This is a genomic window from Streptomyces fagopyri (assembly GCF_009498275.1).
Taxonomy (GTDB): Bacteria; Actinomycetota; Actinomycetes; order Streptomycetales; family Streptomycetaceae; genus Streptomyces; species Streptomyces fagopyri.
This window is the reverse complement of sequence record NZ_CP045643.1, coordinates 935,945-950,315: the sequence shown is the minus strand read 5'-3', so window position 1 is coordinate 950,315 and position 14,371 is coordinate 935,945. Positions and strand designations below refer to the sequence as shown.

The window sequence follows — 14,371 nt, the reverse complement described above, 5'->3', positions numbered from 1 at the left end:
CGGGCGTCACTCCTGCCGCTTGCTGACCATGACGAACGCGGGGCGCAGCTGGTTGCCGTCCGCCCCGTAGCCCGGACTCACCACCTGGGCCACGGTGTTCGGCTCGGCGCCGGGGTCGTCGACGACCCCGACCACCTCGTGTCTGGTCGGGTCGAAGGGCACCCCGGTCTCTTCGTGGCGCGGGTATCCGAGGCCACGCAGCACCTCGACCGCCTGGTCGCGAACGGTCTCGATGCCCTTGAGCACGGCGGAGGGGTCGGCGTCGGCGTGCGCCAGGGCCCGTTCCAGGTTGTCGAGGACCGGCAGCCAGGCCGCCGCGGTGCGGGCCCGTTCCTCAGCGCGCACGCGTTCCAGCTCCTTCGCGTGCCGCTTGCGCAGGTTGTCCAGATCGGCGAGTGCGCGGCGCCAGTTGTCTCTCAGCTCGTCGACCTCGGCGGCCCGGTCCTCCGGCCCGGGGGCGGCCGGAGCCGCGGGGGAGGCGGGGCTTTCGGTCCGCTGTTCCTGTTCGGGGGGCGTCACGGGCTCCTGTCCGGTGGCCATGACCGCACCTCAGTTCTTGTCGAATTCGGCGTCTATCACGTCGTCGGAACCCGTCGGGGCGCTCGTGGTGTCCTGCGCGCCGGGCGCGGCCTCCGCGGCCTGGCCCGCGCCCGCCCGGTGGGCGGCGAGGGAGGCCAGCACCTGCTGCAGCTCGGAGGTCATCGGCCGGACCTTCTCCGGCGACGCGTCCTGCTGCACGGCCTCGCGGGCGTCGGAGACGAGCATGTCCGCGCGGGCCCTCTCGTGTTCCGGCACGGCCTCGCCCAGCTCGCCGAGGCGGCGCTCGACCTGGTAGGCGACGGCGTCGAGTTCGTTGCGCGCGTCGACGGCGTCGCGCAGCGCCTGGTCCTCGCCGCGGTGCTGTTCGGCCTCCTGGACCATCCGTTCGACCTCGCCCTGGTCGAGGTTGGACCCCTCGCTGATGGTGATGCTCTGTTCCTTGCTGGTGTCCTTGTCCCGCGCGGTCACGTTCAGGATGCCGTTGGCGTCGATGTCGAAGGTGACCTCGACCTGCGGCTCGCCGCGCGGTGCCGGACGTATGTCCTTGAGCTGGAAGCGGCCCAGGACCCGGTTGTCCGCGGCGAGTTCGCGCTCGCCCTGCAGTACGACGACGTCGACGGCCTCCTGGCTGTCCTCCGCGGTGGAGAAGGTCTCGGAACGGCGGACCGGGATCGTGGTGTTGCGCTCGATGAGCTTCGTCATGACCCCGCCGCGGGTCTCCACGCCCAGCGACAGCGGCGTGACGTCGAGCAGCAGGACGTCCTTGACCTCGCCCTTGAGCACGCCCGCCTGGATCGCCGCGCCCAGCGCCACGACCTCGTCGGGGTTCACGCTCATGTTCGGGTCCTTGCCGCCGGTCAGCCGGCGGACCAGGTTCTGGACGGCCGGGATCCGCGTCGAGCCGCCCACGAGAATGACCTCGTCGATGTCGTTCTCGCTGACCTTGGCGTCGGTCATCGCCTGCTTGACCGGTTCCAGGGTCCGTTCCACCAGGTCCGCGGTGATCTGGTCGAACTTGGACCTCATGATCGTCTCGGTCAGGTGCTTGGGCCCGGAGGCGTCCGCGGTGATGAACGGCAGACTGACCTGCGTCTGGGTGACCGAACTCAGCTCGGTCTTGGCCTTCTCCGCGGCCTCGAACAGCCGTTGCAGGGCCTGCGGATCGTTGCGCAGGTCGATGCCGTTCTCCTGCTGGAAGGTGTCGGCGAGCAGGTCGACGATCCGGCGGTCGAAGTCGTCGCCGCCGAGGTGGCTGTCCCCCGCGGTCGAGCGCACTTCCACCACGCCGTCGCCGACGTCCAGAATGCTCACGTCGAAGGTGCCGCCGCCCAGGTCGAAGACGAGCACGGTCTCGTGCTGCTTCGTCTCCATCCCGTACGCCAGCGCCGCCGCCGTCGGCTCGTTGATGATGCGCAGCACCTCGAGGCCCGCGATCTTGCCGGCGTCCTTGGTCGCCTGGCGCTGCGCGTCGTTGAAGTACGCCGGCACGGTGATGACCGCTTCGGTGACCCGCTCGCCCAGCTGCTTGCCCGCGTCGTCGGCGAGCTTGCGAAGCACCTGCGCGCTGATCTCCTCGGGCGAGTACAGCTTGTCGCGCACCTTGAAGCGGGCGACCCCGCCCTCGCCCTCGACGACGTCGTACGCCACCGCCTTGGCCTCGGCGGACACCTCGTCGTAGTGCCGGCCGATGAACCGCTTGGCCGAGTAGATGGTGCCCTTGGGATTGAGGATCGCCTGGCGCCTGGCCAGCTGGCCCACCAGGCGTTCGCCCCCTTCGGCGAAGGCGACGATGGAGGGCGTCGTTCGCGAGCCCTCGGCGTTCGGTATGACAGTGGGTTCACCGCCCTCCCACACGGCGATCACCGAGTTGGTGGTGCCCAGATCGATTCCGACTGCCTTGCCCATGAGGAACTCCTTCGCCTGCCGCCCCGGAATCCGCCCCTGTCCGGTGACGGCGGTCGTGTTCAGGCCGGGTCCGCGCGCGCCGGTGGGCGCACCTGCCGCGGGCGCCCGGAGCGCACCCGCGTGGTGGCTTCCGTCCCTGCCAGACTGTTACGGGGCGCGGAGGGGCGCCTGCGCCCGGCGGGGTGAAATTCCGGCCCCGTCCTCGACCTGGCAGGACAGGTGGCACCACCTGGTACGGCAGGCGACCGAAAGGTGCAAACGGTACTATTGCGGCATGCCTGGCATGGCCGACGACGCCTCCGGTGCGGGGCACCAGCGCGTCGGACCGCGCGGCTCTCCCAGCCAGGTGCCCTCCACCGCCCCGGCGTCCTGGGGCCGTAAACAGCTGGCGAGCCTGTACGACGTGTTCGTGCTGGCCGTGACGATGCTGGACGCCCCGGGAGCGCAGGAGATCCTGCGGCTCGCCATGGACGCGGTGCCGCGCCTCACCGGCTGCCGGCCCGAGGGCTGCTACCTGCTCAGGGACGGACGTCTCGAACTCGACGCCACACCGGGCGCGACCTCCCTCGACGGCCGGGCCCCGAGAGAGCTGCCCGCGGCGATCCGGCAGCTGGGCGCGCTGGACGGGGAGGACGGCACCGTCCGGTTCCGGGAGGGCGGCTGGGGGTGGGCGGCGGGCCTGCGCGGTTCCCGCGGCCTCCTCGGTTACCTCGTCGTCAGCGCCCCCGAGCCGCCGTCCGACGACGAACGCCTCCTCCTGTACGCCCTCGCGCGGCCGACCGCCGCCGCGCTCTACAACGCCGACGCCCGCAGCCGCGACCGCGAGTACGCCCGGCAGCTGTTCCGGGCGATCGAGGAGCGGGACGCGGTCAACGAACGCCTGACCACGCTGGTCGCGGAGCTGGAGGCGCAGCACACCGTGCACGACGTCCTCGCCCGGGCCCACGACGGCGACGCGGGGGAGGACGGTATCGCCGAGGCCGTGTACGAGCTGACCGGCCTCGCCACCTGCGTCGAGGACCGCTTCGGCAACCCGCTCGCGCGGGCGGGACCCGGCGTGGACGGAGCCCATGAGAAGCCCGATCCGACGCTGCGCGAACAGCTCCTGCACCGCGCGATGCGGACCCCGGACCCGGTCCGGCACGGGGGTCGTCTCATCGGGGTGGCCCGCCACCACGGGGAGATCCTCGGCACGATCGAACTCGTCGACCCGGGGGGCGCGGCGGGCGACGCCGAGGTGTTCGCGCTCGGCCACGCGTGCACCGCGCTGGCCCTGGAGCTGGCCCACCGGCGCAGCCTGGCGGAGACCGAACTGCGCATGAGCCGGGACCTCGTGGAGGACCTGCTCAGCGGAACCGACGAGGACGGCGCGTACGCCAGGGCCGAGGCTGTCGGTCACGACCTGCACGGACCGCACCATGTCGTGGTCGCCCAGTGGCAGGCGACGGCCGCCGGAGACCGGTTCCTGGACGCCGTCGACCGGGCGGCGCGGGGCCTCGGACTGCGGTCGCTGCTCGCCCGGCGCTCGGACATGGCGGTCCTCGTCGTCCAGGGCGGGCCGCGCGACCCCGGACTGTACGGTGCCGTCGCCGGCGAGGTGGGCTCGTGGCGCGGCGCGGTGGGCGTCGGAAGCCTGTGCGAGACGACGGCCGGCCTTCCCCACTCCTACGAACAGGCCGTCAGCGCGCTGCACGTACGACGGCAGTCACAACCGCCGTACGGCACGGCGGTCTACGAGGAACTCGGCCTCTACCGCATTCTGGCCAGGGGCAACGACGCACGGGACGTCACCTTCTTCGTCCGTGAATGGCTCGGCCCGCTGCTCGACTACGACGCCACCCACGGCACGGACCTGGTGCACACCCTCACCCGGTACTTCGACCACGGCGGCAACTACGACGAGACGGCGCGGGCCCTCGCCGTCCACCGCAGCACGCTGCGGTACCGGTTGCAGCGCATCCGGGAGGTCGGCGGACGGCGGCTGGACGATGTGGACAGCCGCTTCAACCTCCAAGTGGCCACGCGGATCTGGAAGGTGAGCGGTCCGGCGGCCGAGGGGAACCCGCACTCCGGCTCGCTTCCCGGCGGGGAAGCGCGATGACGAGCCGTACGTATGGGTGAGTGCGCCGCAACACCCCTGCCGGACCGGGGAATTCGCCCGCGGTGAGGCCGCGTGCCGTACAAGTCCCGCGGAGGCGGGTCGCGATGTGCCGACCGGTGGACTCGCCCGGTCCGCTCGGCACTCCTGACGTGCCGACGGCTCCGCGCCGTGCCCGGGGCGGGAGGCGCCGGTGCCGGGCGGGCCCCGCTACTCGAACCGTGACGGATCGCCCGCCCCTCGGCGTACGATCTCGGGCTCGCCCTGCGAGAAGTCGATGACGGTGGTCGGCTCCACGCCGCAGTCACCCGAGTCGAGGACCGCGTCCACCACGTGGTCGAGCTCGTCCTTGATCTCCCAGCCCTGGGTCAGCGGTTTCTCCTGATCGGGCAGGAGCAGGGTGCTCGACAGCAGCGGCTCGCCGAGCTCGGCGAGGAGCGCCTGGGCGACGGCGTGGTCGGGAATCCGGACACCGACGGTCTTCTTCTTCGGGTGCAGCAGTCTGCGCGGTGCCTCCTTCGTCGCGGGAAGGACGAAGGTGTAACTGCCCGGGGTCGAGGCCTTGACCGCGCGGAACACCGAGTTGTCGATGTGCACGAAATGGCCCAGCTGCGCGAAGTCCTGGCACATCAGGGTGAAGTGGTGCCGGTCGTCGAGCCGGCGGATGGAGCGGATGCGATCGAGCCCTTCCCGGTTGCCCAGCTGGCACCCCAGGGCGAAGCAGGAGTCGGTCGGGTAGATGACGAGACCGCCGCCGCGGATGATCTCGGCCACCTGGCCGATGATCCGCGGCTGGGGGTTCTCCGGATGCACGTCGAAGTACTTGGCCATGAGCCGAGCTTAGATCGCCCGGCGCCCGCGCTCAGGAACCTGCCGGGAGCAGGCTGCGTTCGGTGGCGCGGTGGCGCGGTGGCGCGGTGGCGCGGTGGCGCGGTGGCGCGGTGGCGCGGTGGCGCGGTGGCGCGGTGGCGCGGTGGCACACGCGGCACACGTGTCACCGCGTACGGACTCCATCGCGTCACGGTGGCGCCGGTGGCTGACCGCTCGGCGCCCGGCACCTGTCGCCGCGGTGCGTGCGCCCCAGCAGACCCCGTGCCCGGCCCCTGTCGCCGTCATGCGTGTGTTCCAACCCCTGCGCCCGGCGCGCGTCCCGGCCGCCCGGCGGACCGTGTGACCCTCCTCGGGCTCCCCGGGCTCCCCGGGCTCCCCGGGCTCCCCGGCACGCGGGCCGGGGTGGCGCGGCCTGGCCGCCGTGCACGGTCGCCGCGTACGGCGGCGGCTCCGGTAGCCGATCGGCGTGCGGCCCTTCGCTCCGTCCGGCGTGAGCCTTCGCTCCGTCAGGTGTGAACCTGCGGGCGGGCAGGCGTGGGAACAAGCGCGGGCGCGGACCGAGTTCGGCGGCCATGCCCGGCGTCCGCGTCCGTGTCCGCGTCCGCGTCGGCATCGGTTCCGCTTCCGCTTCCGCTTCCGCGTCCGGTCCCGCTCCGCCCCCCTTCCTCGGGGCCGTCCGGCGGCGGCCGTACGGACCGTCCGGTGGAGGCCGAAAAGAGCCCTGGTCAGCGGTGAACGTCCAGCAAGCAATGGTCAGTTTCAGCCGTAACTTTGTCACCGCCATGACAAATAACCCCACGTGATGCCAGTCTGCTCACGAACGTTCACCGTTCCTTCACTCCCCCCACCTCTCGCGCGCCGCCGAGTTCGGACACACCCCCGTGTGTCGCCTCGTGCAGCGCCCCTTCCTGCTCAGCGCGTTGCCCGCCGGCCCCACCCCGCCGGCCCGCTCGCTCGGCCTCGACCACAGGCCGATCGTCGCCAGAAGGAGAAGCCCTTGTCACGGCCACGCCACTCCTCGCACCGCCGCAGATACACGGCGGTGCTGGCGCTCACCACCGCGAGCACCCTGCTCGCCGCCGGTTTCCAGGCCGGCACCGCGTCCGCGGCCCCCCATGGCAGCGGTCACGCGAAGATCGTCGCCACTCCCCGGGCCGGTGCGGCCCCGGCGAAGCTGTCTCCCGCCCAGCACGCCTCGCTGCTCAAGAGCGCGACCGCCGCGGTCGGCGACACCGCGAGGATCCTCGACCTCGGCTCCAAGGAGAAGCTGATCGTCAAGGACGTCGCGAAGGACGCCGACGGCACCACGCACACCCGCTACGAGCGCACCTACGCCGGCCTGCCGGTCCTCGGCGGCGACCTCGTCGTGCACACCAAGGCCGGCCGCAGCACCGTGTCCGAGGCCACCGAGGCCACCATCAAGGTGCCCGCCCTCACCGCCAGGGTCACGCCGGCCACCGCCGCCCGGAAGGCACTCACGGTCGCCGAGAGGGCCGACGCCACGCGCCCCGAGGTCGACGGCGCGCCCCGGCTGGTGATCTGGGCCGCCGGAGCCAAGCCGACGCTGGCCTGGGAATCGCTGGTCGAGGGCACCCAGGACGACGGCACCCCGAGCGAGCTCCACGTCATCACCGACGCCACCTCGGGCAAGGACGTCTTCCACTACGAGGGCGTGCACACCGGTACGGGCACGGGCCAGTACAGCGGGGCGGTACCGGTCGGCTCCACGCTCTCCGGCTCGACGTACCAGCTGGTCGACGGTGACCGCGCGGGCCACCGGACCTACGACCTGAACCAGGGCACCTCCGGCACCGGCACCCTGTTCACTGATGACAACGATGTCTGGGGGGACGGCAACCAGAGCAACCGCCAGACGGCCGGGGTGGACGTCGCCTTCGGCGCCGCGGCCACCTGGGACTACTACAAGGACGTCTTCGGCCGCAACGGCATCCGCAACGACGGGGTGGCCGCCTACAGCCGGGCCCACTACGGCAACGGGTACGTCAACGCCTTCTGGTCCGACACCTGCTTCTGCATGACGTACGGGGACGGCTCCGGCAACACCCACCCACTGACCGCCCTCGACGTCGCCGCGCACGAGATGAGCCACGGCGTCACCGCGGCCACCGCCAACCTCACCTACTCGGGCGAGTCGGGTGGCCTCAACGAAGCCACCTCGGACATCTTCGCCGCGGCGGTGGAGTTCCACGCGAACCTGGCCGCCGACGTCCCCGACTACCTCGTCGGCGAGAAGATCGACATCAACGGCAACGGCACCCCGCTGCGGTACATGGACAAGCCCTCCAAGGACGGTGCGTCCCGTGACTACTGGGACTCGTCGCTGGGCGGCGTCGACGTCCACTACTCCTCGGGACCGGCCAACCACTTCTTCTACCTGCTGTCGGAGGGCAGCGGCGCCAAGACCGTCAACGGGGTCTCGTACGACAGCCCGACCTATGACGGCGTGCCCGTGACGGGCATCGGCATCGGGAACGCCCAGCGGATCTGGTACCGCGCCCTCAGTACGTACATGACCTCCAGCACCAACTACGCCGGAGCCCGCGTCGCGACCCTGCAGGCCGCGGCCGACCTCTTCGGCGCCTACAGCGACACCTACCTCGCCGTGGCGGCCGCCTGGGCAGGGATCCACGTCGGCGACCGGATAGCGCTCGGCGTCAACGTCTCCCCGATCGGCGACCAGACCAGTGGCGTCGGCCAGCAGGTCTCGCTGCAGACCAGCGCGTACACCACCAACTCCGGCGCCGGTCTGACGTACGAGGCCACCGGTCTGCCGGACGGTCTGAGCATCAGCGACACCGGACTGATCTCCGGGGTGCCCACCACGACCGGAACCAGCGCCGTCACCGTCACGGTCACCGACAGCACCGGTGCGGCCGTCTCGACCGGCTTCGACTGGCGGATCGCGAACATCTACGTCAACGGGACACGCGTCGACATCCCCGACGTCGGGCCCGCGGTCGAGTCGCCGATCACCGTCACCGGCCGGGGAGGCAACGCCTCCGCCACCACCCAGGTCTATGTCAAGATCGTCCACACCTACCGGGGTGACCTGACGGTGGACCTCGTCGGCCCGAACGGCACCGTCTACTCGCTGCTGAACCACAGCGGCGGATCCGCCGACGACGTCGACCAGACCTTCACGGTGGACGCCTCCGCCCAGCCCGTCGACGGCACCTGGATCCTCAGGGTCCGGGACACCGCCGCGATCGACGTCGGCTACATCCAGCAGTGGCGGCTCACACCCTGATCCCTGCCGTCCCGTCCCCGCTGAACCGGCTCGCCCGTCCGGACCGCCTCGCGCGGACCGGGCGGGCGCGCCCGTTCACCCCGTGACGTGCTCCGTCCTGGGGGTGAGGACGAGCATGGTGACATCGTCGCGCACCGCGCCGCAGAACTGCAGGAGGTCATCCCACAGACGGGTGGTGAGTTCGGACGGGGACTCCTGCGCGAACAGGGCCAGGCGTTCGGCCAGGGGGTAGAACGCACCCGTCGCGTCCCGGCTCTCGGTCACTCCGTCGGACCCCAGGAACAGCCGGTCGCCGGGTTCGAGCAGGACCGTGCGGACCTGCGGCGGAGAGACCTTGAAGAAGCCGAGGCCGAGCGGAGCTCCGGGAGCCACGGACAGTTCGACAGCCTCTCCGCCGCGCAGCAGATACGGATGCGGGTGCCCGCACGAGGTCAGCCGCACGGTGTCCGCGGTGGCGGAGAACTCCAGCAGGAGGGCGGTGGCGAACAGCTCGGGGTGTTCGGTCTGGGCCGAGTCGATGATCAGCCTGCGGTCGAGGCGGCCCGCCGCCGAGGTCAGGTCGCGCTGGTCGAGCACCGACTCGCGGAACGCCCCGAGGAGGGAGGCGACCGTACCGACGGCCTGCAGACCGTGCCCCTGCACGTCTCCCATCACCGCCCGTACGCCGTAGGGCCCGTCGCGCACGTCGAAGAAGTCGCCGCCCACCAGCGTCTCGCGTTGCGCCGCGCGGTACAGGCCCACGCAGCGCACGGGTCCGACGGACTCGGGCAGTGGCGGCAGTACGGCGAGCTGGGCCGCCTCGGCGACCGTGCGCACCGTGACCAGGTCGGCGTCGCGACGGCTGCGCACCAGGGCAAGGACCACGCTGAGCGCCGCGATGAACACGATGGTCAGCAGGTCGGTGTTGCCCGGATGGTTGAGCTGGAACGCCGGAACGACCAGCAGGACGACGACGATGCCGCCGTAGACCGCCGTCACCAGCGGCCCGTAGGAGAGCACGGCAAGGGACGGGACGACGCCCAGCAGGAATCCGATGTCCACCGGCCGCCTGCTCGCCAGTTCCGTGGCACAGACCACCACCAGCAGAACCGGCGGCAGCACCCGCACCCAACGCGGGGGCGGTGCTCCGCGCAGCCAGCCGCGCTCGTCACCGTCCCGTCGCCGTGGGTCGCCGCCCATAGCACTCCTCCCTCCTCCACCACGCTCCTACGTCCGGGGCCCGCGCGCATCACGGTGGCGGATTTCAGGAGCCGAACGGAGAGGAGGATCCGGGCGGTGGTTGAAATTCGGAACTTCCTGCCCGGAAATCCGTACGGCGAGAAGCGTGTCGCAGCCGGAGAAGAGGACACCCGATCCAGCGAACGTGCGCGCGCACGGAAATGGGCGCTCGCACAGAACGCGGACCCGAGGAGAACGGGGACCCGCGCACACCAGCGGAAGGACTTCTTCGTGAACGAGAACCTGTGGGCCTACGCTCCGACCGCCGGGCACACCCCGGACGCCGATCTCACCGGATACCGGGTGGACGCGAGCGACGGCCACATCGGCAAGGTCGACAAGCACTCCGATGAGGTCGGTTCTCAGTACATCGTCGTCGACACCGGCATCTGGATCTTCGGCAGGGAAGTGCTGCTGCCGGCCGGGACGATCACCGCGATCAGCCACGAGGACAAGACCGTCCAGGTCTCGCGCACCAAGGACGAGATCAAGTCGTCGCCCGAGTTCGACAAGGACAAGCACCTCGGCGACCCGCACTACCGCGACCAGCTGGGCGGACACTACGGCTCCGGTCACTGACACCGTTCGCCGGCACGCACTTCTGCCACGCCGGTGCCGCCCCTCCCCGGGGGCGGCACCGGCGTCCGTGCGGTCACGGAGTGTCCCGGCAGGCCGGGCGAAGGAGTGATCCGCGCGCTCGCGCATCCGGACGGGCGGCGCGACGGGTAGACCGGTTCAGGAGAGTGCGGGGTCGCGCCGGCTGAGCCGTGCGCCCGGACACCCCGCGCCGACGGAGCCGCTCAGTGAAGGAGACTCTCATGGCCGCCACCCGCGGTGTGCCCGATGTGCTGGTGGTGGGCGCCGGTCTCGCCGGTCTGGCCTGTGCCCACGACCTGGTCCGGGCCGGATTCGGCGTCCGTGTCCTGGAGGCGTCGGACGGCGTGGGCGGGCGCGTGCGGTCGGACCGCCACGAGGGGTTCGTGCTGGACCGAGGCTTCCAGGTGTTCAACACCTCCTACCCACAGGTGCGACGCCGCCTTCCGCTGCGCGAACTGCGGCTGCGGCCCTTCACCCCCGGACTCCTCGTCCACACCGACGACGGTGTGCTGCGCTTCGGCGACCCGACCCGCAAGCCGCACCGGCTCGGCGATCTGCGCCCCGGGCGGTTCGCGGGGAGCCGGGACCTGCTCGCCCTGGGCGCCCTGTCGGCCCGCGACATGTTCGCTCCGGTCCGTTCGCGGGCCCGCGGCGACGACCGCACGACGCGCACCGCGCTGGCGGACGCAGGATTCTCCGAGGAGTTCGTCGAGCGGTTCTTCCGGCCGTTCCTCTCCGGTGTCTTCCTGGAGGACGAGCTGGAGACCTCCAGCAGGGTCTTCCACCTGGTCTGGCGCAGCATGCTGCGCGGCACCCTGTGCCTGCCGTCCGAGGGCATCGGGGCGGTGCCGCGCGTGCTCGCCGCCGGCCTGCCGCCGGAGGCCGTGAGTCTCGACACCCCGGTGGCCCGGCTCACGGACACCGGGGTCGCCCTGGCCGCCGGCGGCGAACTGCCCGCGCGGGCCGTGGTGGTGGCCACCGGACCCGGCCCGGCGACCGCACTGCTGCCGGGGCTGGACGTACCCGCGTACCGGGTGGTGACGACGTACTACCACGCCGCGGCGCACTCCCCGCTGGCCGAACCCACCCTGCTGACGGACGTGCGCAGGAGATTCCTCAACACCTGCGTCCTGAGCGAGGTGGTGCCCGGCTACGCCCCCGCCGGGCAGGCGCTGATCGCCACGTCCGTGCTGGGTGCCGACCACGCGGGCCGCGAGGACGAGGTGCGCGGCGCCCTCTCCGAGGTGTACGGGACCGACGCCGGCGCGTGGCGTCTCCTGAGCGCCCGCACCGTGCCCGACGCGCTGCCCGCCATGCCGCCACCGCACCCGCTGAGCCGCACCGCCCGGTTCGCTCCCGGCCGGTACGTGTGCGGCGACCACCGCGCCACCGGGTCCGTCCAGGGGGCACTGGCCTCGGGCGCACGGGCGGCCCGCGCGGTGGCGCGGGACCTGGCGTCGTGACCGTGCGGCAGGCCCGCGGGCCTGCCGCACGAGAAGAGCCCCGACTGGACGGGGGAGACCAGCCGGGGCCGTGTGCGGTGGCCGACGGAGGGCGGCGCCTCTCGGCGGGGGGCTCCATGGGGCTTCAGCCGGACGATCGTCCCCATGGGCTTCGGGTAGGGCCCGGGGACTCTGTCCCCTCCGCGGCCACACCCGGACCAACGGCCGGACGGCGCCGGTTGTTCCCGGGCCGTCGCCGGCACCGCTGTGAGGTGCGGACCACCCGCGGACGCGGCGTCCTCAGCCGAGGAAGTCGGCGACGAGCGTGGCGAACTCCTCGGGGCCGGCCAGACGGATGCCCAGGTCCTCGGCCTTGGCGCGCTTGGACCCGGCGTTGGCTCCCGCGACGACCAGGGTGGTCTTCTTGGAGACGCTGGAGGAGGAGCGGCCACCGGCGCGTTCGATGAGCTCGTTCATCTGGTTGCGGCTGAGCTTCTCCAGGGCGCCGGTCATGGCGCCGGTGACCACGACCGTCATCCCGGACAGTGGGCCGCCGCCCGGTCCGCCCGCCCCGTCGGCGTCCCCGTCGTCGCCGGTGGCCTCGCCCGGTTCGGTCGCGGGGGCCGGCGCGGTGGCGCCCGGTTCGGTCATGTTGACCCCGGCGGCCGTGAGTCTGTCGATGAGCGGGGCCAGTTCGGCGAGCTCGGCGACGATGGACGGGGCCTTCTCGGTGCCGATGCCCTCGACCCGCTGCAGCGTCTCGGCATCGGCGGCGCGGATCAGGTCCATGGTGGCGAAGTACCGGGCGATACGGCGGGACATGGAGCGTCCGGTGCCGCGGACACCCAGCGCGCACAACACGCGTGACAACGGCTGTCCCTTGGCCGCGGTGATCGCGGCGAGGAGGTTGTCGGTGCTGGTCTCACCCATCCGCTCCAGCCCCAGGAGCTGCTCGCGGGTGAGGGCGAACAGATCGGCGAGGTCGGCGACCAGGCCGGCTTCGACGAGCTGGACGACGCGCGTGGAGCCGAGGCCCTCGATGTCGAGCTGGTCGCGTCCGGCGGCGTAGGAGAGGGCGGCGACCAGGTGGCAGTTGCGGCCGTTCGCACAGCGCCAGCGCTGCTCACCGGTGTCGATGGCGGACCCGCAGCGCGGGCATGCCTCGGGGAAGACGATCGGCTCCTCGGCGCCGGTGCGCAGATGGGCGACCGGGGCTTCGACACGGGGGATGACGTCACCGGCGCGGTGCACCATGACGTGGTCGCCCAGGCGCAGATCGCGGCGGGTGATGTCCGCGGGATTGTGCAGCGTGGCGTAGGTGATGGTCGAACCGTCGATCTCGACCGGCTCCAGGACGGCGCGCGGGGCGATGATGCCCGTGCGGGCCACGTTCCACTCGACCCCCAGCAGCCGGGTGATCTTCTCGACCGCGGGCAGCTTGTAGGCGATGGCCCAGCGCGGGGCCCGCGAACCCGATCCGGCGGCCCGCTGATCGGCGGCCAGGTCGGCCTTGATCACGATCCCGTCGATCCCGAAGGGCAGCTCCGCTCTAAGCGCCGCGATCTCCTTGACGCGGGCCAGGACCTCCTCGGCGGTCTCGGCGATGACGCCGGGCACGGCGGTGGTGGCCGTGGTGTTGACCCCGTACACGCCGGCCAGAGCCATGAGGTCGCTGTGCGCCAGCTCGGTCAGGCGCTCCGCGAGAGCGCCGTCCGTGTCGGGCAGCGGCAGCAGGCCGTACCCGAAGAAGGTCATCGGCACGGTGTAGGCGCGGTCCTTGGCGCGCAGGGTGCCCGCCGCGGCGTTGCGCGGGTTCGCGAACGGCTGTCCGCCGTGCTGGGTGCGCACCTCGTTGGCGTACTCGAACTGGGCGGTGGACATCAGGACTTCACCGCGCACCTCCACCGTGACGGGCTCGGCGAGCCGCTGCGGCAGGCCCTCGACGGTGCCGACGGCGTGCGAGACGTCCTCCCCGGCCGTCCCGTCGCCCCGGGTGATCAGTCTCTCCAGGCGGCCGTGGGTGTAGCGGGCGGCGATCGCGAGGCCGTCCAGCTTCGGCTCCACGCTGAACCGGGTGGCGTCATGACCGGTCCGGCGGGCCAGCGACGCGGTCCACGCGGTGAACTCCTCGGCCGAGAAGACGTTGTCCAGGCTCAGCATCGCCACCGTGTGCGGGACGTCGCCCTCCACGGCGCCGCCGGCGACCTTGCCCGTCGGCGAGTCGGCGAGCACCTCCCCGGGGTGCTCCGCCTCCCACGCCGCGATGCCGCGCACCAACCGATCGTAGGCGTCGTCGTCCAGTACCGACGTGCCGCCCGTGTAGTAGGCGGCCGACGCCCGCACCGCGTCCTCGACCGCCTGCGCGTAGGCGACGGCGTCCACGATCACTGCAGCTGGTGATGTCATACCCGTCATCCTGCACGCCACCACTGACAACGCCCTGGTCCGGCCGTCGGCCCGGCCGGAAAGGCG

9 protein-coding genes are annotated in these 14,371 nt (G+C 72.0%); 4 read left to right on the top strand and 5 right to left on the bottom strand.

Translation table 11 applies throughout. From position 1 onward, the window contains the following. Positions 1-6: 6 nt before the first annotated feature. Positions 7-540 carry a nucleotide exchange factor GrpE gene (locus GFH48_RS04015; RefSeq protein WP_153286920.1) on the bottom strand — a complete coding sequence of 178 codons (534 nt, stop codon included), beginning with the start codon at positions 538-540 and terminating at the stop codon, positions 7-9. Positions 541-549: 9 nt separating this feature from the next. Beyond that, complete coding sequence (gene dnaK / locus GFH48_RS04010; protein WP_153286919.1) at positions 550-2,445, bottom strand: molecular chaperone DnaK; 1,896 nt, start codon at positions 2,443-2,445, stop codon at positions 550-552. A gap of 274 nt (positions 2,446-2,719) precedes the next feature. Here dnaK and GFH48_RS04005 point away from each other — a divergent pair, with 274 nt between their 5' ends. Then, a complete protein-coding gene (locus tag GFH48_RS04005) occupies positions 2,720-4,546 on the top strand; it encodes a PucR family transcriptional regulator (protein ID WP_228120339.1) in 1,827 nt (608 codons plus the stop codon). Positions 4,547-4,753: 207 nt separating this feature from the next. Here the strand turns inward: GFH48_RS04005 and GFH48_RS04000 are convergent, their stop codons facing one another. Then, complete coding sequence (locus GFH48_RS04000) at positions 4,754-5,374, bottom strand: L-threonylcarbamoyladenylate synthase (protein ID WP_153286918.1); 621 nt, start codon at positions 5,372-5,374, stop codon at positions 4,754-4,756. Between the two features lie 997 nt (positions 5,375-6,371). Between GFH48_RS04000 and GFH48_RS03995 the strand changes: the two genes are divergently transcribed. After that, on the top strand, positions 6,372-8,642 hold the full coding sequence (locus tag GFH48_RS03995) for a M4 family metallopeptidase (protein WP_153286917.1): 2,271 nt from the start codon (positions 6,372-6,374) through the stop codon (positions 8,640-8,642). A 75-nt stretch (positions 8,643-8,717) separates the two neighbouring features. Here the strand turns inward: GFH48_RS03995 and GFH48_RS03990 are convergent, their stop codons facing one another. Continuing rightward, positions 8,718-9,821 carry a PP2C family protein-serine/threonine phosphatase gene (locus tag GFH48_RS03990; protein WP_153286916.1) on the bottom strand — a complete coding sequence of 368 codons (1,104 nt, stop codon included), beginning with the start codon at positions 9,819-9,821 and terminating at the stop codon, positions 8,718-8,720. Positions 9,822-10,091: 270 nt separating this feature from the next. Between GFH48_RS03990 and GFH48_RS03985 the strand changes: the two genes are divergently transcribed. After that, positions 10,092-10,439, top strand: a complete 348-nt coding sequence (locus GFH48_RS03985; protein WP_153286915.1) for a PRC-barrel domain containing protein — start codon at positions 10,092-10,094, stop codon at positions 10,437-10,439. 239 nt (positions 10,440-10,678) lie between these two features. Then, complete coding sequence (locus tag GFH48_RS03980) at positions 10,679-11,920, top strand: NAD(P)/FAD-dependent oxidoreductase (RefSeq protein WP_153286914.1); 1,242 nt, start codon at positions 10,679-10,681, stop codon at positions 11,918-11,920. Positions 11,921-12,199: 279 nt separating this feature from the next. Here the strand turns inward: GFH48_RS03980 and ligA are convergent, their stop codons facing one another. Then, the gene (gene ligA, locus GFH48_RS03975; protein ID WP_407698609.1) at positions 12,200-14,305 is read right to left on the bottom strand and encodes an NAD-dependent DNA ligase LigA; all 2,106 of its coding nucleotides are present in this window, start codon (positions 14,303-14,305) and stop codon (positions 12,200-12,202) included. Positions 14,306-14,371: the final 66 nt, after the last annotated feature.